The organism is Flavobacteriales bacterium (genome assembly GCA_016699575.1).
Taxonomy (GTDB): Bacteria; Bacteroidota; Bacteroidia; order Flavobacteriales_F; family PHOS-HE28; genus PHOS-HE28.
This window is the reverse complement of the sequence record CP064979.1, coordinates 1,105,962-1,123,550: the sequence shown is the minus strand read 5'-3', so window position 1 is coordinate 1,123,550 and position 17,589 is coordinate 1,105,962. Positions and strand designations below refer to the sequence as shown.

19 protein-coding genes are annotated in these 17,589 nt (G+C 61.2%); 12 read left to right on the top strand and 7 right to left on the bottom strand.

The window, feature by feature from the left end; all coding sequences use genetic code 11:
- Window positions 1–7: 7 nt before the first annotated feature.
- Together ftsH and rsfS are read right to left on the bottom strand one after the other, a co-directional pair.
- On the bottom strand, window positions 8–2,017 hold the full coding sequence (gene ftsH, locus IPJ76_04625; protein ID QQR87515.1) for an ATP-dependent zinc metalloprotease FtsH: 2,010 nt from the start codon (window positions 2,015–2,017) through the stop codon (window positions 8–10).
- Window positions 2,014–2,391 (bottom strand): ribosome silencing factor, encoded by a 378-nt coding sequence (rsfS, locus tag IPJ76_04620; GenBank protein QQR87514.1) that lies wholly within the window; start codon window positions 2,389–2,391, stop codon window positions 2,014–2,016. Before rsfS ends, ftsH begins: the two co-directional genes overlap by 4 nt.
- Before the next feature lie 75 nt (window positions 2,392–2,466).
- Between rsfS and IPJ76_04615 the strand changes: the two genes are divergently transcribed.
- Both IPJ76_04615 and rpmH read left to right on the top strand, forming a co-directional pair.
- Window positions 2,467–3,216: a biotin--[acetyl-CoA-carboxylase] ligase gene (locus IPJ76_04615; protein ID QQR87513.1), complete on the top strand. Its 750-nt coding sequence runs from the start codon at window positions 2,467–2,469 to the stop codon at window positions 3,214–3,216.
- A gap of 60 nt (window positions 3,217–3,276) precedes the next feature.
- Window positions 3,277–3,432 (top strand): 50S ribosomal protein L34, encoded by a 156-nt coding sequence (rpmH, locus tag IPJ76_04610; GenBank protein QQR87512.1) that lies wholly within the window; start codon window positions 3,277–3,279, stop codon window positions 3,430–3,432.
- A 48-nt stretch (window positions 3,433–3,480) separates the two neighbouring features.
- Here rpmH and IPJ76_04605 read toward each other — a convergent pair whose 3' ends face one another.
- On the bottom strand, window positions 3,481–4,314 hold the full coding sequence (locus tag IPJ76_04605; GenBank protein QQR87511.1) for an alpha/beta hydrolase: 834 nt from the start codon (window positions 4,312–4,314) through the stop codon (window positions 3,481–3,483).
- A gap of 199 nt (window positions 4,315–4,513) precedes the next feature.
- Here IPJ76_04605 and carB point away from each other — a divergent pair, with 199 nt between their 5' ends.
- From carB to IPJ76_04585, 4 genes are all read left to right on the top strand, one after another.
- Window positions 4,514–7,348, top strand: coding sequence for a carbamoyl-phosphate synthase large subunit (carB, locus tag IPJ76_04600; GenBank protein ID QQR87510.1), 2,835 nt, complete (start codon window positions 4,514–4,516; stop codon window positions 7,346–7,348).
- A 13-nt stretch (window positions 7,349–7,361) separates the two neighbouring features.
- Window positions 7,362–7,970, top strand: a complete 609-nt coding sequence (locus IPJ76_04595; protein ID QQR87509.1) for a hypothetical protein — start codon at window positions 7,362–7,364, stop codon at window positions 7,968–7,970.
- Between the two features lie 33 nt (window positions 7,971–8,003).
- Window positions 8,004–8,306 carry a hypothetical protein gene (locus IPJ76_04590; protein QQR87508.1) on the top strand — a complete coding sequence of 101 codons (303 nt, stop codon included), beginning with the start codon at window positions 8,004–8,006 and terminating at the stop codon, window positions 8,304–8,306.
- 113 nt (window positions 8,307–8,419) lie between these two features.
- Window positions 8,420–8,797 carry a hypothetical protein gene (locus tag IPJ76_04585; GenBank protein QQR87507.1) on the top strand — a complete coding sequence of 126 codons (378 nt, stop codon included), beginning with the start codon at window positions 8,420–8,422 and terminating at the stop codon, window positions 8,795–8,797.
- Between the two features lie 321 nt (window positions 8,798–9,118).
- Here IPJ76_04585 and IPJ76_04580 read toward each other — a convergent pair whose 3' ends face one another.
- Window positions 9,119–9,721 (bottom strand): four helix bundle protein, encoded by a 603-nt coding sequence (locus IPJ76_04580; GenBank protein QQR87506.1) that lies wholly within the window; start codon window positions 9,719–9,721, stop codon window positions 9,119–9,121.
- 319 nt (window positions 9,722–10,040) lie between these two features.
- On the opposite strand from IPJ76_04580, the gene IPJ76_04575 reads away from it, so the two are divergent.
- The 4 genes from IPJ76_04575 (at window position 10,041) to IPJ76_04560 (ending at window position 12,215) form a co-directional block, all read left to right on the top strand.
- Window positions 10,041–10,553 (top strand): hypothetical protein, encoded by a 513-nt coding sequence (locus IPJ76_04575; GenBank protein ID QQR87505.1) that lies wholly within the window; start codon window positions 10,041–10,043, stop codon window positions 10,551–10,553.
- A gap of 18 nt (window positions 10,554–10,571) precedes the next feature.
- Window positions 10,572–11,039 (top strand): hypothetical protein, encoded by a 468-nt coding sequence (locus IPJ76_04570; GenBank protein ID QQR87504.1) that lies wholly within the window; start codon window positions 10,572–10,574, stop codon window positions 11,037–11,039.
- Window positions 11,040–11,116: 77 nt separating this feature from the next.
- On the top strand, window positions 11,117–11,575 hold the full coding sequence (locus IPJ76_04565) for a DNA-binding response regulator (GenBank protein QQR88394.1): 459 nt from the start codon (window positions 11,117–11,119) through the stop codon (window positions 11,573–11,575).
- A gap of 112 nt (window positions 11,576–11,687) precedes the next feature.
- Complete coding sequence (locus tag IPJ76_04560) at window positions 11,688–12,215, top strand: DUF4199 domain-containing protein (GenBank protein ID QQR87503.1); 528 nt, start codon at window positions 11,688–11,690, stop codon at window positions 12,213–12,215.
- An 18-nt stretch (window positions 12,216–12,233) separates the two neighbouring features.
- On the opposite strand, the gene IPJ76_04555 is transcribed toward IPJ76_04560, so the two are convergent.
- Window positions 12,234–12,731, bottom strand: a complete 498-nt coding sequence (locus IPJ76_04555; GenBank protein QQR88393.1) for a GNAT family N-acetyltransferase — start codon at window positions 12,729–12,731, stop codon at window positions 12,234–12,236.
- Window positions 12,732–12,763: 32 nt separating this feature from the next.
- Entirely contained in the window at window positions 12,764–13,687 is a 924-nt protein-coding gene (locus IPJ76_04550) for a LysR family transcriptional regulator (GenBank protein QQR87502.1), read from the bottom strand.
- Window positions 13,688–13,939: 252 nt separating this feature from the next.
- Between IPJ76_04550 and katG the strand changes: the two genes are divergently transcribed.
- A complete protein-coding gene (gene katG, locus IPJ76_04545; protein ID QQR88392.1) occupies window positions 13,940–16,129 on the top strand; it encodes a catalase/peroxidase HPI in 2,190 nt (729 codons plus the stop codon).
- Window positions 16,130–16,230: 101 nt separating this feature from the next.
- Window positions 16,231–16,803, top strand: coding sequence for a pentapeptide repeat-containing protein (locus IPJ76_04540; protein ID QQR87501.1), 573 nt, complete (start codon window positions 16,231–16,233; stop codon window positions 16,801–16,803).
- Between the two features lie 42 nt (window positions 16,804–16,845).
- Here IPJ76_04540 and IPJ76_04535 read toward each other — a convergent pair whose 3' ends face one another.
- Window positions 16,846–17,307 (bottom strand): SRPBCC domain-containing protein, encoded by a 462-nt coding sequence (locus IPJ76_04535; protein ID QQR87500.1) that lies wholly within the window; start codon window positions 17,305–17,307, stop codon window positions 16,846–16,848.
- Window positions 17,308–17,589 lie beyond the last annotated feature (282 nt).

The window sequence follows — 17,589 nt, the reverse complement described above, 5'->3', positions numbered from 1 at the left end:
GGAGTGGTCAGGCCGTGGGCCCGGCGGGCGAAGGTGCAGGAGCAACGGGTTCGCTTGCGGCGGCGGGCTTGGTTTTGGGGGCGGGTTCTTCCTTCTCCCAAGCGCGTTTGCCGAAGATGGTCTCCAGGTCTTCCTTGAAGATCACCTCCTTCTCCAACAACTGGTCAGCCAGCGCGGATAGTTTGTCCTTGTTCTCCGAGAGGATCCGCTTGGCGCGGGCGTACTGGCCTTCGATCAACTTGCTCACCTCCTGGTCGATCACCTGCGCGGTCATCTCGCTGTACGGCTTGCCGAAGTTGTACTCGTTCTGACCGCTGCTGTCGTAGTAGCTGATGTTGCCGATGCGATCGTTCAGGCCGTAGATGCTCACCATGGCCATGGCCTGCTTGGTCACTTTCTCCAGATCGCTCAGAGCACCTGTGCTCACCTTGCCGAAGGTGATGTCCTCAGCAGCCCGACCGCCCAGTGCGGCGCACATCTCGTCGAGCATCTGTTCGGTGGTGGTGAGGTGGCGTTCCTCCGGCAGGTACCAGGCGGCACCGAGCGAGTTGCCGCGCGGCACGATGGTCACTTTCACCAATGGCGAAGCGTGCTCAATGAGCCAGCTCACCGTGGCGTGGCCCGCCTCGTGGTACGCGATGGCGCGCTTCTCGTCCTGGGTGATGATCTTGTTCTTCTTCTCCAAGCCGCCGATCACGCGGTCCACGGCATCCAGGAAATCCTGCTTGTCAATGACCTTCTTCTTGCGGCGTGCGGCGATCAGTGCGCCTTCGTTGCAGATGTTGGCGATGTCGGCACCGCTGAACCCAGGTGTCTGTTTGGCCAGGAATTCAACGTCCACGGAGGTATCGAGCTTCAATGGCTTCAAATGCACCTTGAAGATGGCCACGCGCTCGTTGAGGTCGGGCATGTCCACATAGATCTGGCGGTCGAAGCGGCCCGGACGCATCAACGCACGGTCGAGCACGTCGGCGCGGTTGGTGGCGCCGAGCAGGATCACCCCGCTGTTGGTGCCGAAGCCGTCCATCTCCGTGAGCAGCTGGTTCAGCGTGTTCTCGCGCTCGTCGTTGGCGCCCATGCTGGCGCTGCGCCCGCGGGCCCGGCCGATGGCGTCGATCTCGTCGATGAAGATGATGGCCGGGGCTTTCTCCTTGGCTTGCTTGAAGAGGTCGCGCACGCGGCTGGCGCCCACGCCCACGAACATCTCCACGAAGTCCGATCCGCTCAGGGAGAAGAACGGCACCTGCGCTTCGCCGGCAACGGCTTTCGCAAGCAGTGTTTTGCCAGTGCCCGGAGGACCAACAAGCAGCGCGCCCTTCGGGATCTTCGCTCCCAGGTCGGTGTACTTCTTCGGTGCCTTCAGGAAGTCAACGATCTCCTCCAGTTCCTCTTTAGCCTCGTCGAGGCCGGCCACGTCGTTGAAGTTGACGTTGGTGCTCTTGCCCCCCTCGAAGACCTGCGCGCGGCTCTTGCCGATGTTGAAGATCTGTCCGCCGGGCCCGCCACCACCGCCCATGCGGCGCATGATGAAGATCCACAGGATGGCCAGTACGCCGATCGGGATCAGGATGCTCAAGAGATCACGCCCCCAAGTGTCCTGTTGGCGGTAGTTGACGGAAACGTTGTGCGCGTCCATCAGTTTCTCCATCTCCTCCAAGCGGCTGTCCGATCCGCCGATGTTCAGGAAGTACTGCGGTCCCTCGGTGCTGATCTTGCCTTTCGTGAGGTTGTCGGCGTGCACCGGTTCTTTCAGCGCGGCTTCGCTGAGGAAGATCGTGGCCGTGCGGCCGCCTTCGCCATCGATCACCACCACGCGCTTCACATCGTCGCCGCTCACGTAGGTCTTGAAGTCGGTCCACGTGATCTCCGTGCTCTTGCCGCCCATGGAGAAGAGCTGCAGGCTGAGGATGATGACGATCACCACCCCGTAGATCCAGTACAGGTTGAACGACCGCTTGGGCTTGGGCCCCGGGTTGGCGGGATCCTTCCCTTCCGGCTTTCCTTCGTTGTTCTTCACGCTACGTTCGGGTATGTGCGGCGTGCGGCATCGGCCCAAAGGTCTTCAAGGCCGTAGAACGCACGTTTGTTCTTGTGGAAGACGTGGACCACCACGTCCACGTAATCGATGAGCACCCACTCGCCATTGCGTTCGCCCTCGGTGTGCCAGGGCTTCTGGTCGGCCTTCTCACGGGTGAACTTGGCCACGCTCTCGGCAATGGCCTGCACCTGGCGCTCGCTGTCGCCGTGGCAGATGACGAACACGTCAGCCACGCTGTTGGGCACGTTGCGCAGGTCAAGGGTCACGATGTCGCGTCCTTTCACTTCTTGTATGCCTAGCACGATGGCGTCGGCGAGTTGGACGCTCTTGGGCGCGCCCTTGGCTTTCTTCATCCAGGTCTAACTTGGGCCGATCAAAGGTAGGTGTTCGGGTCGCCCGCCCCGGCCGGGCCTTCAGTGCAGTGCAACATGTCTGAGCAAGAGATCGGTAACGAGGTCATCGTGCTGGACACGGTAGGCTCCACCAACAAAGAGGCGGCCGATCGCCTGGCACTGTCACAACTGGCGCACGGCACTGTCATACTGGCCCACGAGCAGACCGAGGGACGGGGGCAGCGCGGGCGCAACTGGATCAGTCGCGCCCACCAGGACCTCACTTTCAGTGTGGCGGTGCTTCCCAAGCACATGAAGGCGGGGGAGGCCTTCGCATTGGCGAAGCTGTCGGCACTGGCAGTAGCGGATGTTGTTGCGCCGAAGGTGCTGGGCGAAACGAGGGTCAAGTGGCCCAACGACGTCTTGGTGGACCGTAGGAAGATCGCGGGCATCCTCATCAAAACGGAGGTGGTGGGGGGAATGGTGCAGAGCGCCATCATCGGCATCGGGCTCAACGTGAACAGCCGCGAGCTGGACGAGGCTTACCTGCCCACCAGCCTCAGCATGGAAACCGGGCAGGAGCATGATCGGATGGTGTTGCTGAAGGAACTGTGCTCCGCCTTGGACCGTCGCTGGAAGCAGCTCACGGCCCAGCCCGTCGCCATCCGGTCCGACTATTCCGACCGCCTCTGGTCCGTGGGTCGCTGGTGCGATTTCGAGCTGGACGGTCAGCCCTTCAGCGGTAGGCCCTTGGATGTGGACCCCGAGGGCCGCCTGCTGGTGGAGTCCCAGACCGGTCAGGTGGTGGCCTACGGGCTGGACCGCCTTCGGTTCGCGGCCCGGTGATCGGGGGTTGCTGGAGATCGGTATCCGTTTACATTTGCGGCCCTTCTCAGAGAAACGGCCATGAAACGTACCTACCAGCCCAGCAAACGCAAGCGCACGAACAAGCACGGTTTCCGCACCCGTATGGCCACGGCAGGTGGTCGTGCCGTGCTTGCCAGCCGTCGTGCACAAGGCCGTCACAAGCTCACGGTGAGCGACGACAAGCACACCAAGTAGTCGGCTTTCTTTTGAACCTTCCGAGCAGGGGCCCCAAGGCCCCTGTTCTCATTTCCAGAGGTGGGGGTGGGCGGCCAAGGTGGCGATGAGCCCGGCCGTGCGCACTTGGTGGCCTGTCTCGAGCACGTTCAGGTGGATGCGCTCTGGCGCCCGCTGCTGGAACCGTTGGCCCCACGGGAGCTTGATCACACTATCGAAACGGCCCATGAAAAGGTAGGCGCGCAGGTCGTGCTGAAGCATGTTGGCCACCACGGTGTTGAGGTCCGGCTCCAGCAGGCGTAGGCTCAGCCACACATCATGCACCAACTGGCGCTTGGCTTGGTCTTCTGTGTGCATCCGCAGGAACTCGCGGCGCTTGTCGGTCACCAGCCCCAGCTTGTGCAGGCTATCCAGAGTGCGGAACCAGCCTTCGGGTTTCTCCTGGAAGCGTCGGTACAGCCCACGGCCCCAACTGAATTTGCTCAGCCAGCGGTACCAAGGGAAGCGCACCAAGCCGTCCGGTGCCAGCAGAAGCAGGCCGCGCGAGCGTTCGGGCAGCTGCTCCATCAGGCTCATGGCCGAGCGCCCGCCCAAGCTGAAGCCCATGAAGAGCGCGCGTTCGATACCGTTCACGTCCATGTATGCCCGCATCAGGTCGCGCCATTCCTGCGGCCGCAGCGGGTCGCTCACCGCACGCCCTTCCGGCCAGCGGCTCTGCCCATTGAACCATGTATCGAAGGCGTGGATGGTGCACAGGTGGCCGAGCGCACCTTCGAAGGGTGAGAAATCAGCCGTGCTACCACCGTAACCATGGAAGCCGAGCACATGCACAGGCCCGTGGCCAAAGGAGCGGTGGGCAATGGTTAGGCCGTTGTGGGAGAAGGACTGGATCGAGGAACTCACCGCAAAGACGCAAAGGACGCCAAGTGTACCGCATCCGCTTTGCGCGCTTTGCGTCTTTGCGGGAAAAGGGCATTTCTCCACGATCCCCCCTCCTTATCCACATTCCACGAGCACCTCAGGGCACGCGGGTACATTCGCGCCCCGAGCCCGCCGTAGTTCTGGCTGTTCGGAACGGAGGCGGGCCGGTTACACACCGGATATGCCAAGAGATACTTCCATCCGCTCCGTCCTCATCATCGGGAGCGGACCGATCGTCATCGGTCAAGCCTGCGAGTTCGATTACTCCGGCTCCCAAGCTTCCCGCTCCCTCCGCAACGAAGGCATCGAGGTCACGCTGATCAACAGCAACCCGGCCACCATCATGACCGACCCGGTCACGGCCGACAACGTCTACCTCAAACCGCTCACTGTCGAGAGCATCGAGGAGATCCTCAAGATGTCTGCATCCCGATCCGTCGGGAAGCACAAGATCGACGCCGTGCTGCCCACCATGGGCGGCCAGACCGCGCTCAACCTCGCCATCGAGTGCGAGAAGCTCGGCATCTGGGAACAGTACGGCGTGCGGATGATCGGCGTGGACACCAAGGCCATCGACATCACCGAGAACCGCGAGCAGTTCCGCCTGCTGATGGAGCGCATCGGCGTGCCCATGGCGCCCAGCAAGACCGTCACCAGCTTCCTCGAGGGCAAGAAGGTAGCGCAGGAGTTCGGCTTCCCGCTGGTGATCCGCGCCAGTTACACGCTCGGTGGTGCCGGCGCCAGCTTCGTGAAGGACCCCGCCGAGTTCGACAAGCTGCTGAAGCACGGCCTGCAGATCAGCCCCATCCACGAGGTGATGATCGACAAGGCCCTGCTCGGCTGGAAGGAGTACGAGCTGGAGCTGCTGCGCGACAAGGATGACAACGTCACCATCATCTGCTCCATCGAGAACTTCGATCCGATGGGCATCCACACCGGCGACAGCATCACCGTTGCGCCGGCCATGACCCTCAGCGACCGCACCTACCAGCGCATGCGCACCGAGGCCATCAAGATGATGCGCGCCATCGGCGACTTCGCGGGCGGTTGCAACGTGCAGTTCGCGGTGAGCCCCGACGAGAAGGAGGAGATCTACGCCATCGAGATCAACCCGCGTGTGAGCCGCAGCAGCGCGCTCGCCAGCAAGGCCACGGGTTACCCCATCGCCAAGATCGCCAGCAAGCTCGCCATCGGTTACCGCTTGGATGAGTTGGAGAACCCCATCACCGGCACCAGCGCCTTCTTCGAGCCCACGCTCGATTACGTGATCGTGAAAGTGCCGCGCTGGAACTTCGACAAGTTCGAGGGCAGCGACCGTCGTCTTGGTGTGCAGATGAAGAGCGTCGGTGAAACCATGGGCATCGGCCGCAGCTTCCAGGAAGCGCTGCAGAAGGCCTGCCAGAGCCTGGAGATCAAGCGCAATGGATTGGGCGCTGACGGCAAGGAGACGCGCGATGCCGCCGTGCTCTTGGACAGTCTCGCCAACCCGAGTTGGAGCCGCCTCTTCCACGTGTACGATGCCATAAAGCTCGGCATTCCCTTCAGCAAGATCCAGGAGCTCACGCGCATCGATATCTGGTTCCTGAAGCAGATCGAGGACATGATCCTCACCGAGAAGGAAGTGGAGAAGTACACGCTCGACACCATCCCGCGCGACCTGCTCTTCGAAGCGAAACAGAAGGGCTACGCCGATCGCCAGGTCGCGCACCTGCTCGGCTGCCTGGAGAGCCAGGTGTACAAGAAGCGCAACGAGCTCGGCATCAAACGCGTGTACAAGCTGGTGGACACCTGCGCCGGCGAGTTCCCCGCGAAGACCCCTTACTACTACAGCACTTTCGAGGAGGAGAACGAAAGCGTGCGCAGCGACAAGAAGAAGATCGTGGTGCTCGGCAGCGGCCCCAACCGCATCGGCCAGGGCATCGAATTCGACTACTGCTGCGTACATGGCGTGCTCGCGGCCAAGGAGCTCGGCTACGAGACCATCATGATCAACTGCAACCCGGAGACGGTGAGCACCGACTTCGACACGGCCGACAAGCTCTACTTCGAGCCCGTGTTCTGGGAGCACATCTACGACATCATCCAGCACGAACAGCCCGAGGGCGTGATCGTGCAGCTCGGCGGGCAGACCGCGCTGAAGCTGGCCGAGAAGCTGGAGAAGTACGGCATCAGGATCATCGGCACCAGCTACGCCGCGCTGGACATGGCCGAGGACCGCGAGCGCTTCAGCTCATTGCTGCGCGACCTGGGCATTCCGTACCCCGCCTTCGGTGCCGTGAACAACGCCGAGGAGGCCGTGCGCCTCAGCCGCGAGCTCGGTTTCCCGCTGCTGGTGCGCCCCAGCTACGTGCTCGGCGGCCAGAAGATGAAGATCGTGATCAACGAGGAGGAGCTCGTGGACCAGGTGCTCGACATCCTGCGCCTGATGCCCGACAACAAGATCCTCATCGACCACTTCCTCGACGGTGCCATCGAAGCGGAGAGCGATTCCATCTGCGACGGCGAAATGGTGCGCATCATCGGCATCATGGAGCACATCGAGCCGGCGGGCATCCACAGCGGCGACAGCAATGCGGTGCTCCCGCCCTTCGACCTCAGCGAGAAGGTGATCCAGCAGATCCGCGAGCACACGCACAAGATCGCGCTGGCCCTGAAGACCGTGGGCCTGGTGAACATCCAGTTCGCCATCAAGGACGAAGTGGTGTACGTGATCGAGGCCAACCCGCGCGCGAGCCGCACCGTGCCCTTCATCGCCAAGGCCTACGGCGAGCCCTACGTCAACTGGGCCACCAAGGTGATGCTCGGCGCCAAGCTCAAGGACTTCCAGTTCAAGCCGCGTTTGGATGGGTATGCGATCAAGGTGCCGGTCTTCAGCTTCGACAAGTTCCCCAACGTGGACAAGAGCCTTGGGCCTGAAATGAAGAGCACGGGCGAGGCGATCTACTTCATCAAGGACCTGAAGGACCCGTTCTTTAGGCAGGTCTACGGAGAAAGGTCGATGTATCTCAGTCGCTAGTCCTCGGCGGGGAATGGAGAAGGGCAAGACCTACCGATCTGCGGACAATGTGCTCTCCGTAGTTGTGATCGCTCTCTTGGCTGTCATGTGGATGCTCTCGTCTTTCACAAGAGAAGTCTTGAGGCAAGAACAGTTGGTCGAGTTCAAAGGAGTGGCGGCCTCAGCACCGCGCATAGAGAAGTATGGCAAAGGCAATAGGACTGTCGCGATCGATGTGCGTGGCGTATCGCATCCGCTTAGTCTGAACACGTATGCCTATAGCGCGCTGGAACGGCGATTCTTGAGCGATGTGGTTGCGGGCGATACAGTGATCCTCGGATTGGAGAGGGATGTATACACCAGGCGCATCCTTCGTCAAGAAGAAGGAGGAATGATGGAGGGCACCAACATTGAAGTTTTCACCGTGGCGACACCGAAGCGCCAGTACGCTAGTGTTGGAGAGTTTAATGCAGCCAAGCAGAAGGATTCACGATTGGGCTGGGTGATCGGTCCATTGGTCCTGTTGTTCCTCGGTGTAACATGGTTCAAGAAGAGAAGAGTTGATCAGACTCCTGTGCTCGTTGCTCTACCACTGCTGGCTGTTGGCATTCTGGTGGTCTTTCTCTGGAACAGGTACTATTGACTCATGAAGAGTACCGGGCAACGAACTACATTCATGGACTTGAAGGAGGGGCCAGCCGCAACGTGCACTATCGCCAAGGCCTACGGCGAGCCCTACGTCAACTGGGCCACCAAGGTGATGCTCGGCGCCAAGCTCAAGGACTTCCAGTTCAAGCCCAGGTTGGATGGGTATGCGATCAAGGTGCCGGTCTTCAGCTTCGACAAGTTCCCGAACGTGGATAAGAGCCTGGGGCCTGAGATGAAGAGCACGGGGGAGGCGATCTACTTCATCAAGGATCTGAAGGATCCGTTCTTCAGGCAGGTGTATGGGGAGCGGTCTATGTACCTGAGCCGATGAAGTCTTGTGGAGCCCTCGCCGTGCTAAGTGGTGCGCTACTGCTCGCATCGTGCGTTCGTGGACCACATGAGGATCCCCGGTCGGACCTCCGTGTTGCCGAACTGGAGGACAGTTTGAAGGCCTACCGTGATTCGCTGAAGGAAGTCCAGATTGCGTGGTCTTTCAATACCCTTGCTAGCCTGGTCAAGATGAAGAGCTACACGGTCGAGCTGGGCGATACATGCATGATGGATGTCTTCCTCGCGGCGGGGAATAGCGAGCACTCGTCTTTCCGGCACCGCGACCCTGTTCTTAACGTGGCCGGTACGGGTGATGGGGCAGGAGCACCGACCATCATTAAGGGTAAGGACATTGGTTGGCGAGTGTGGTTTGTACCGACCAAGGTTGGCAAGGACAGTGTTGTTGGAAGCATCCTTGTTCCAGACCAGCGTGGGTATGCTGATACTACGGAACTCATGTTCAGCGTCTACTATGACGTTGGTTCCGAGTAGTCGCATATGACAGTCTGCATGAGACCTACGATCAAGGACCTGAAGGTTCCGTTTTGTCACTGCGAGGCCCGGCTGCGCGGGCCGTGGCAGAGGCAGGTGTATGGGGAGAGGAGTGTGTACTTGAGCAGGTAGGTTGTTTGGGCGTGCCGGCTCGAAGACTCGCCGTCGCGCTTTCCGCTCGTACTCCTCGCTCGTTCCTCGCTGCGGGGTACCCGGCTTCAAAGGCAGGCCTGCTTCAATCGCTCACGCAAGTCTCACTCGGGTGGACAGGGTGGACACGGTGGTGCGGGCCGCACCGTGTCCACCCTGTCCACCCGAAGGCTACTGCTCTGGAGCGCCGGGGCCTTTGTCCTTGGCTTGCTTCCGGAGCTTGTACAAGCGCTCCCCGAAACCGCCGTTCTCTTTGAACTCCCGGGCCAGCGTGGCCAGCTGCCGATCCAACAGACCGATGGCCACCATGCAATACACATGGCCGATATTCCCCGCGACCTCTTGCACGGAACGCTCGGTTGCACGCTTGCGGACATCAACACCCCATGCGGCCACCTCATCAACTGTCTTGAACCGCCGATCGATCAGTTCCTGGCGGATCGGATCCGGGATAGGCCACAGGGTGAGTTTGCGTTGGCGCAGGAACGCTTCGTAGTCCTTCTTCAGTTCGACCAAGCTGGCGCGCGCCACGTTGGTCAGGTTCATCTCGATCTTCTTCGAGGTCGCACTGAACACACTGCCTTCGGCGATGTTGCGAGAGCCACTGCGCGCGGCTTGTTCCATCTGGTCGCGTGTGCGGCTGCCGGGCTCGATGTGCTTCTGCACGAAGCGCGCGGTGATGTCCAAGAGCAACTCCGCCACCTGATAGCTCAGCAGCTTCTCAAAGCCGCCATGCTTCGGGTAGATGCCCCCTTCGCCGGTCTTCTCGGACATGAGTACAAGGTAGATGGTGTTCGGCCATTGCAGGGTGTCCACCCAAACCTCCGTCGGCCATGTCCGCTGCTCTTGAGCGGCTCTGCCCCGTCCTCTTCTTCGGGCTTTCGTTTGCACCCACCCGTCAACCCCTTACGCAGCGTCCTCGTTCCGCCCTTGCGGGCCTGCCTGCGGTAGGCAGGCCTGCCTGCCGCGTACAGCTTCGGCTCACGCTCGGGTGGACAGGGTGGATACGGTGGTACGGGCCGCACCGGTCTACCCGATGACTGCTGCTTCCAAGCGCCGGTGTGTTCGGGTCTTGGTTCCCTACTTTCGGATCATGCCGAAAACGCCGGAACGCACAACACCCTCCAAGTTGCCGACCGCAAGCATCCCCTCGCCCGAGCAACGGATCGCCGTCATCATTTCCAGGTTCGAGGCGAAGGACCAAGAACTCTTTCAAAGCGCGCGCAAGGCCGTGCGCAAGCGCTTCCCCACGGTGAACGAGCTGATTTACGACTACGCCCGCAACTTCGTCATCGGCTATTCGCCCACGCATGCCGGTGGCGAAGGCATCGCCGCCCTGAGCCTGGAACCCGATGGTGTCCGTTTCTACCTCACCAACGGAGCCAGGCTCCCCGATCCGCACAAGCTCCTTCAAGGCAAGGCAGGTGCGCGTTACCTGGAGCTGGAAACTGCCAAGGACCTCCTGCGCCCCGAGGTGGAAGCGCTGATGAAGGCGGCGGAGAAAGTCGCGAAGGTGCCGCTGAAAGCAACGGGCCACGGAGAGTTGATCATGAAGGACAGTGCTTCAGGAAAGAAGTCCGGCGAACGAGCGAAGCGCTCAACGTAGTCGCGTCACCTTTCTCCCATGCGCGCAATGCTGTTCTCCTTGGTTTTCACCCTCACGGCCTGCGCCACATCGCCGCCGAGTGCGCCAGCCGCGCGCGCGTCCTCAGAGCAAACGCCCGTGGATACCGCCTTCGACTACCGCACCGCCATCCACCATTACATCGAGACGATGGCCAGGACCCAAGCGCCGGTACCTGACACGCTCTTCATCGGCCACCATCCCGACTTTCCTGCCATTGCCTTGCCCGACACCATGGGTCGCACAGTCGTCCGCATCATCGATCCCGCGCAAGCTGAGCACTACGATCGCTCTGAGAGTTTTGCCTACCTCAACGTGTTCGGGCGGTTCGCTCAGGGCGCTGCCGAGTTCACGATCGTCCGTTTCGAACGGGGCATGCGGCACCGCACCGATGGCCGCGACGACCGGCAGTTGCACTACACCACCGGCCCGGGGCCGCGGCAGTTCGTCTTGAAGGACATCCGGTAAAAGCGCCGACCGCAGAGCATGCCAGGTGGGAAGGCTTTGCGCCCGAACTTCGGCGCCCAATGGAACGGGAAGAACGGATGCTGACCGCAGACGCACCCCGCCGCAAAGCGTACGTGCGCACCATTGCGATCTATGGACTTGCACTGGCTGCGCTGGTCTTCGCCCTGAAGTTCTTCCAATACCGCTTTCTCCTCCGCGACTTGTCCGTGGAAGTGTACGTCGGCGTGGTTGCGCTCCTCTTTACGGCCCTCGGCATCTGGGTCGGGTCCAAGCTGCTCTACCGCAAGACCACAGCCACCGCCCAAGAGCCCAAGCAGTTGGATGAGGAGATGCTGCGTCGCACCGGCATCAGTGAGCGGGAGCACGAAGTGCTCGTCCTCATGGCCCAAGGCCTGTCCAACCAGGAGATCGCCGACCGGCTCTTTATCTCCCTGCCCACCGTCAAGTCGCACTCCTCGAACCTCTTCGTCAAGTTGGACGTCCGCCGCCGCACTGAAGCTGTGCACAAGGCCAAGTCCCTGGGCCTCATCACCTGAAAACCTGCTCATCCTTTGGTATGGATCTTCGCCTCAAGGGATGCGATCCCTGCTTTGGTATGATGCGACTTCGCACTCGTTCACCTTGGTTCGCAGCCAAAACCAACACCCCATGAAGAGGACCATCCTCACGTACGGCATCATCGGCGGCATCATCGTGTCGGCCATGATGTGGCTCACCCTCGGCGGCAAGGACCACGACTTCGACAGCGGCCTGTGGATCGGCTACACGACCATGGTCATCGCCCTCAGCACCATCTTTTTCGCCGTGAAGGGCTACCGCGACAAGCACCTCGGCGGTGCCATCACCTTCGGCAGGGCTTTTCTACTGGGCCTGTACATCACGCTCTTCGTCTCCACGGTCTATGTCGCCTCGTGGATGGTGCTCAGTGCCACGTCCGGCAATGACTATATGGCCGAGTACTACGAGTACTACAAGACCGAACTGGAGAGCAGCGACATGCCCGCAGCCGAGGTGGAAGCCGAACTGGCCGACTTCCGCGAAATGGCCGAGCACTACAAGAACCCCGCGGTGAAGATCGGCTTCACCTACATGGAGATCCTGCCCATCGGTCTGGCCATCAGCCTTATTTGCGCCGCGCTGCTGAAGCGACGTGATGGTTCCACGGCGGTGAGGTAAAGCCTCTTGCGCGACGGGTCACAACACCTTTTCGAAGCACAGGCTGCTATCCACGCCAACGTACTGTGCGTAGTTCGGGATGCTGCTGTAGCCATGCTTCTTGTAGAGCGCAATGGCGTCTTCCAGCATGATCCCGGTTTCCAGCACGCACCGTTGGAAGCCGAGTTCGCGCGCCCATTGCTCCAGTTCGTTCAGCACCAGGGAAGCAATGCCGCGTTGGCGGTGATCGGTTGAAGTGAACATGCGCTTCACTTCAACCGCATCGTCACCGAACGGCTTGAAGGCGCCGCAGCCGACCGGCACATCCCCATCATGTACCACGACCACGTGCTGGATGTTGTCCACCTTGTTGAATTGGGCGAAGAAGGCGCCGGCATCGCCGTTGCGCATCGCCAGGTACCGGTCGAGATCGTTCACGAGCACCCGGAAGGCGGGGTCGGATGACGTGGTCCGTACCACCTTCAGGCCATTGGTTCCTGTACTTGCGTTCCGCGCTTCTGGTCCCGCACTGCTCATCATCGGCACGAAGCTATCGGCATTGGCAGGGCCTAAGTCACCACCGGCACCACTTCCTTCTCCAGCGTCCTGAACCGTTTCGGCACCGCGGATCGGATCGCCAGTACCAGTGCATCGACCGCTTTGCGCCGCACGAAAGGTCTGCGCACCACCAACACCACCTCACGCACAGGCTCCGGCGCCATGAACCGCCGTACGTTCTTCTCATCCTCGCTCACGGACAGCTCAGGAACAAGCGTCATTCCGCTGCCGCTGCTCACCATGCGCTTCAATGTCTCAATGCTGCCCGTGCTGTAGAGGATATTATCGTGGCCGGCCGAACTGGGATGCTGGCACACGCTCAACGCTTGGTTGCGCAGACAGTGGCCCTCGCTCAGCACCCATAGCGGTGCTTTCCGCAGGTCCTTGCGCGTGATGCGTTTCTGTTTCAACAGCATGTGGCCACTTGGCAGATATGCCAGGAACGGCTCATGGAACAGCGTGATGGACTCCAGGTCTTCGCCTTCCACCGGACCGGCCAGGATGCCGATGTCGAGCTGGCCCGTGCGCAAGGCTTTCAGGATGCGGCTCGTTCTGCGCTCGTCGATCGCCAGTCGCGTACCAGGATGATCATCCGCGAAGCGCGCGAGGAAGAGCGGAAGGAGGTAGGGTGCCAACGTGGGGATGATGCCGATGCGGAACATGCCGGTGGTACCCGTGCGGAGTTCCTTCACCAGGTCCTTCAACTGCCCCGCTTCGCGCAGCACCACACGCGCTTGGTCGATAAGCGCCGCACCTTCGGTAGTGGGCCTCGCAGGCTGCGACTTCCGCTGGAAGATGGTGACGCCGAGCTCGTCCTCCAGCTTGCGCACCATCATGGTGAGCGTGGGTTGCGTTACGTGGCATTGCCGTGCCGCCCTGCTGAACTGGCCCGTGTCCGCTACCGACACGATGTACTGGAGCTGTTGTAATGTCATTCGATGTTGTCGATACAGGCATCGAAACTATCGAAAGCGTCGATGAGGATCGTCAGGGTAGTTTCGGCCTCGCTCCGTCATTTTTGCCTCGGCTCCCGAAGCGATGGCGAGGAGAGCACGACCAGCAAGTCCCAACCACACCGCCCTGTGGCGGTACCGAAACAGAGCAAGAGAATGGCGAACGAGAACCCCCACGGCGCGGCACTGGAAGGTGTAAGCCGCCCTAAGAACGGCAACGGCAAATGCCCTGTCATGCACGGTGCGTTGCACCAACCGGTGGCAGGCCGCGGCCTGCGCAACCGCGACTGGTGGCCCGAGCAATTGAACCTTTCCATCCTGCACCAGCACCAGGCTGTCAGCAACCCGATGGACCCCGGCTTCAGCTATGCCGAAGCGTTCAAGAAGCTGGACTACAAAGCGTTGAAGGTGGACCTGACGAAGTTGATGACCGACTCGCAGGAGTGGTGGCCGGCCGACTGGGGGCACTACGGTGGCCTCATGATCCGCATGGCCTGGCATGCGGCAGGCACCTATCGCACGGCGGACGGCCGCGGGGGGGCCAGCACGGGCAACCAGCGTTTCGCACCGTTGAACAGCTGGCCCGATAACGGCAACCTCGACAAGGCGCGCCGCTTGTTATGGCCCATCAAACAGAAATACGGCAACAGCATCAGCTGGGCCGACCTCTTCATCCTTGCGGGGAACGTGGCACTGGAGTCGATGGGCTTCAAGACCTTCGGGTTCGGTGGTGGTCGCGAAGACATCTACGCGCCGGAGGAAGATGTGTATTGGGGTGCCGAAGCCGAGTGGCTCGCCACCAGCGACAAGCCGAACAGCCGCTACACCGGCAATCGGGAGTTGGAAGCACCGCTTGCTGCTGTGCAGATGGGTTTGATCTACGTGAACCCGCAGGGCCCGGACGGAAATCCTGATCCCGTCGCCAGCGGCCGCGATGTGCGTGAGACGTTCAAGCGGATGGCCATGAACGATGAGGAGACCGTCGCGCTCACAGCTGGCGGCCACACCTTCGGTAAGATGCACGGCGCAGGTCCGGAGTCGGCCGTAGGCGCAGCTCCTGAAGGCGCGCCGATCGAGGCGCAAGGGTTCGGGTGGCTGAGCAAGCATGGCAGCGGCAAGGCGGGCGATACCATCACGAGCGGGCTCGAAGGCGCTTGGAAGCCGAACCCTACGAAGTGGGACAATGGCTACTTCGACATGCTCTTCGGGTACGAATGGGAATTGGTGAAGAGCCCGGCCGGTGGTCATCAATGGCGTGCGAAGGATTGCAAACCGGAACACATGATCCCCGATGCGCACGATCCCAGCAAGAAGCACGCGCCGGCAATGACGACCGCCGACCTGTCGCTCCGCTTCGATCCGATCTACGAACCCATCTCACGCCGCTTCCACAAGGATCCCAAGGCTTTTGCTGATGCTTTCGCGCGGGCTTGGTTCAAGCTCACGCACCGCGACATGGGACCGAAGAGCCAATACCTCGGCCCCGAGGTTCCCGGTGAGGAGTTGATCTGGCAGGACCCGATCCCCGCTGTCGAGCATAAACTCATCGACACCAACGACATCGCGGCGCTGAAGAGCAAGATCCTCGGTTCGGGCCTCAGCACTGGTGAACTCGTGTCCACGGCATGGGCCTCCGCTTCAACTTTCCGCGGCAGCGACAAGCGCGGTGGCGCGAACGGTGCACGTATCCGTCTGGCACCGCAGAAGTTCTGGGCAGTGAACGATCCCGCTCAACTCGGTAAGGTGCTAAAGGAACTTGAGGTCATCCAGATCACGTTCAACGCTTCATCGGGCGATGGCAAGAAGGTATCGTTGGCGGATCTGATCGTGCTCGGCGGATGTGCGGCAGTGGAGAAGGCCGCGAAGGATGCCGGTCACAGCATCGCCGTGCCGTTCACCCCGGGCCGCATGGATGCCAGCCAGGAGCAGACCGATGTGGAGAGCTTCTCGGTGATGGAACCGCAGGCCGATGGTTTCCGCAACTACCAGCGGAGGACCTACAGCGTGCCAGCCGAAGAGATGCTGCTCGATCGAGCGCAACTTCTAACGCTGACCGCACCCGAGATGACGGTGCTCGTGGGCGGCTTGCGCGTGCTGGGTGCGAACTCAGGCGACAGCAAGCATGGTGTCCTCACGGAGCGGGTTGGCCAGCTCACGAACGATTTCTTCGTGAACCTGCTGGACATGAAGCACGCATGGGCACCGAAGAGCGGTGAAGAAGGCATCTACGGGAGTCACGACCGCAAGACCGGTGAGCGCAAATGGACCGGTACGCGCGTTGACCTGGTCTTCGGCAGCAACTCGCAGCTGCGCGCCATCGCCGAAGTGTACGCACAGGCCGATGCGAAGGAGAAGTTCGTGAAGGACTTCGTGAAGGCTTGGGTGAAGGTGATGGAGCTGGATCGTTTCGACCTGAAGAAGTAGTTCAAGCGATGGACGCATGAACCAAGGGCGGCCCACAAGCCGCCCTTGGTTTTTCGACCGGCCGTCGCCGGTCAAGAGAGCCGGGCCCCGATCTTTCGCGCATGCCTTCCGACAACCATTACGATGCCCGTTTCCACGGTGAGAACTGGTCGGGCCGCGCCATGCAGGGTGCGATGTTCGAGCAATGCACCTTCGAGCGTTGCGACCTGGCACGGGCCGACCTGGCCAAATGCAGGTTCATCGACTGTGCCTTCACTGCGTGCGACCTCACCATGGTGAAGTTGCGCGGCGCCGGTCTTCAGGATGTGCGTTTCGAAGAGTGCAAAGTGCTCGGCGTTGACTTCAGCGCGTGCAACCCGATGCTCTTGCAGGTGACGTTCGACCGGTGCAAACTGGATCACTCCGTCATGGTGGGCATGAAGCTCAAAGGCACCCGCTACGATCGTTGCACGATGCATGGGGTTGACTTCTCGACCGCAGAACTGGAAGAGGCCGTCTTTCCCGGATGCGATCTGCTGAACGCCGTCTTCGAACGCACGTCGTTGCGCAAAGCGGACCTCACCACTGCGACGAACTTCCGCATCAACCCCACTAGCAATGACCTGCGCGGTGCGCGCTTCTCAGTGCATGGCGCCATCGCGCTGCTCGAGCCGTTCGGCGTAGAGGTCGAATAGGCATCGCAGCCCTGGGCCTGTGCCGGATCCTAATGCCGACCATCAGGCTGCCACGCTGCGCTCTACCTGCTCTTTCAAGCGGATCAACGCTTCCACCCAGCGGTTGCCGATCTGTTTGGCGTGACGCGGCCCTTGAGGGTGCTCCGCGAAATCACCGTGCTCCACGGTCACCGATGTTCGGCCGTCCTCCTCGGTCTTCAGCGTCATGTCCACCAGCGTGTAGTTCTCAGGCACGTCTTCCATGCCCAGGCCGGGCAGGAAAGCCATGAAGACAATGCGCCTCGGTGGCGAAATGATGGTGATGCGTCCCTTCCACAAGGGTGTATTGCGCGCGTCCTCCGGGTCGCTCCAGTTCATCACACGCCCCTCCACGAGCGGTGTGTCGCGCTTGTCCTCCAACAGGTGAAGGCGGCTCAATCCGGTTTCCTCGATCGCCTTCCACACGGTTTCCTGCGGCGCCGCTATGATCACCGTCCGTGTGACGGTGGTTTCCGTTCTGCTCATGCCCGCGTTGCAGCCGATCCGGTGCCAAACTGCCATAGGCGCCTCCCAAATCATGTGAACTACCTGGGTTTCGCGCGAGGGCCGGTAACCGCATGCCCTTTTGTCCGCCCAAGGCAAATGTGTGTTCACCCTGCAAGCACTGGTGTGTCATCTTGACCACAGGACTGGGGCAAGTTATTCCTGGCCGGACAGGCGGGACACGTCGTACGGAGCCATTGCGGCCATGCCATGCAGCCGCACGGGCTTCTGGTCTTACGAGGTAAGCACCCGGTAGCCGTTGGA

Bases quoted from the DNA above. Each gene is read 5' to 3' on its own strand.
- rsfS (QQR87514.1), bottom strand. From the start codon at position 2,391: ATGAAGAAAGCCAAGGGCGCGCCCAAGAGCGTCCAACTCGCCGACGCC.
- IPJ76_04615 (QQR87513.1), top strand. From the start codon at position 2,467: ATGTCTGAGCAAGAGATCGGTAACGAGGTCATCGTGCTGGACACGGTA.
- rpmH (QQR87512.1), top strand. From the start codon at position 3,277: ATGAAACGTACCTACCAGCCCAGCAAACGCAAGCGCACGAACAAGCAC.
- carB (QQR87510.1), top strand. From the start codon at position 4,514: ATGCCAAGAGATACTTCCATCCGCTCCGTCCTCATCATCGGGAGCGGA.
- IPJ76_04595 (QQR87509.1), top strand. From the start codon at position 7,362: ATGGAGAAGGGCAAGACCTACCGATCTGCGGACAATGTGCTCTCCGTA.
- IPJ76_04590 (QQR87508.1), top strand. From the start codon at position 8,004: ATGGACTTGAAGGAGGGGCCAGCCGCAACGTGCACTATCGCCAAGGCC.
- IPJ76_04580 (QQR87506.1), bottom strand. From the start codon at position 9,721: ATGTCCGAGAAGACCGGCGAAGGGGGCATCTACCCGAAGCATGGCGGC.
- IPJ76_04575 (QQR87505.1), top strand. From the start codon at position 10,041: ATGCCGAAAACGCCGGAACGCACAACACCCTCCAAGTTGCCGACCGCA.
- IPJ76_04570 (QQR87504.1), top strand. From the start codon at position 10,572: ATGCGCGCAATGCTGTTCTCCTTGGTTTTCACCCTCACGGCCTGCGCC.
- IPJ76_04565 (QQR88394.1), top strand. From the start codon at position 11,117: ATGCTGACCGCAGACGCACCCCGCCGCAAAGCGTACGTGCGCACCATT.
- IPJ76_04560 (QQR87503.1), top strand. From the start codon at position 11,688: ATGAAGAGGACCATCCTCACGTACGGCATCATCGGCGGCATCATCGTG.
- IPJ76_04555 (QQR88393.1), bottom strand. From the start codon at position 12,731: ATGAGCAGTGCGGGACCAGAAGCGCGGAACGCAAGTACAGGAACCAAT.
- IPJ76_04550 (QQR87502.1), bottom strand. From the start codon at position 13,687: ATGACATTACAACAGCTCCAGTACATCGTGTCGGTAGCGGACACGGGC.
- katG (QQR88392.1), top strand. From the start codon at position 13,940: ATGCACGGTGCGTTGCACCAACCGGTGGCAGGCCGCGGCCTGCGCAAC.
- IPJ76_04540 (QQR87501.1), top strand. From the start codon at position 16,231: ATGCCTTCCGACAACCATTACGATGCCCGTTTCCACGGTGAGAACTGG.
- IPJ76_04535 (QQR87500.1), bottom strand. From the start codon at position 17,307: ATGAGCAGAACGGAAACCACCGTCACACGGACGGTGATCATAGCGGCG.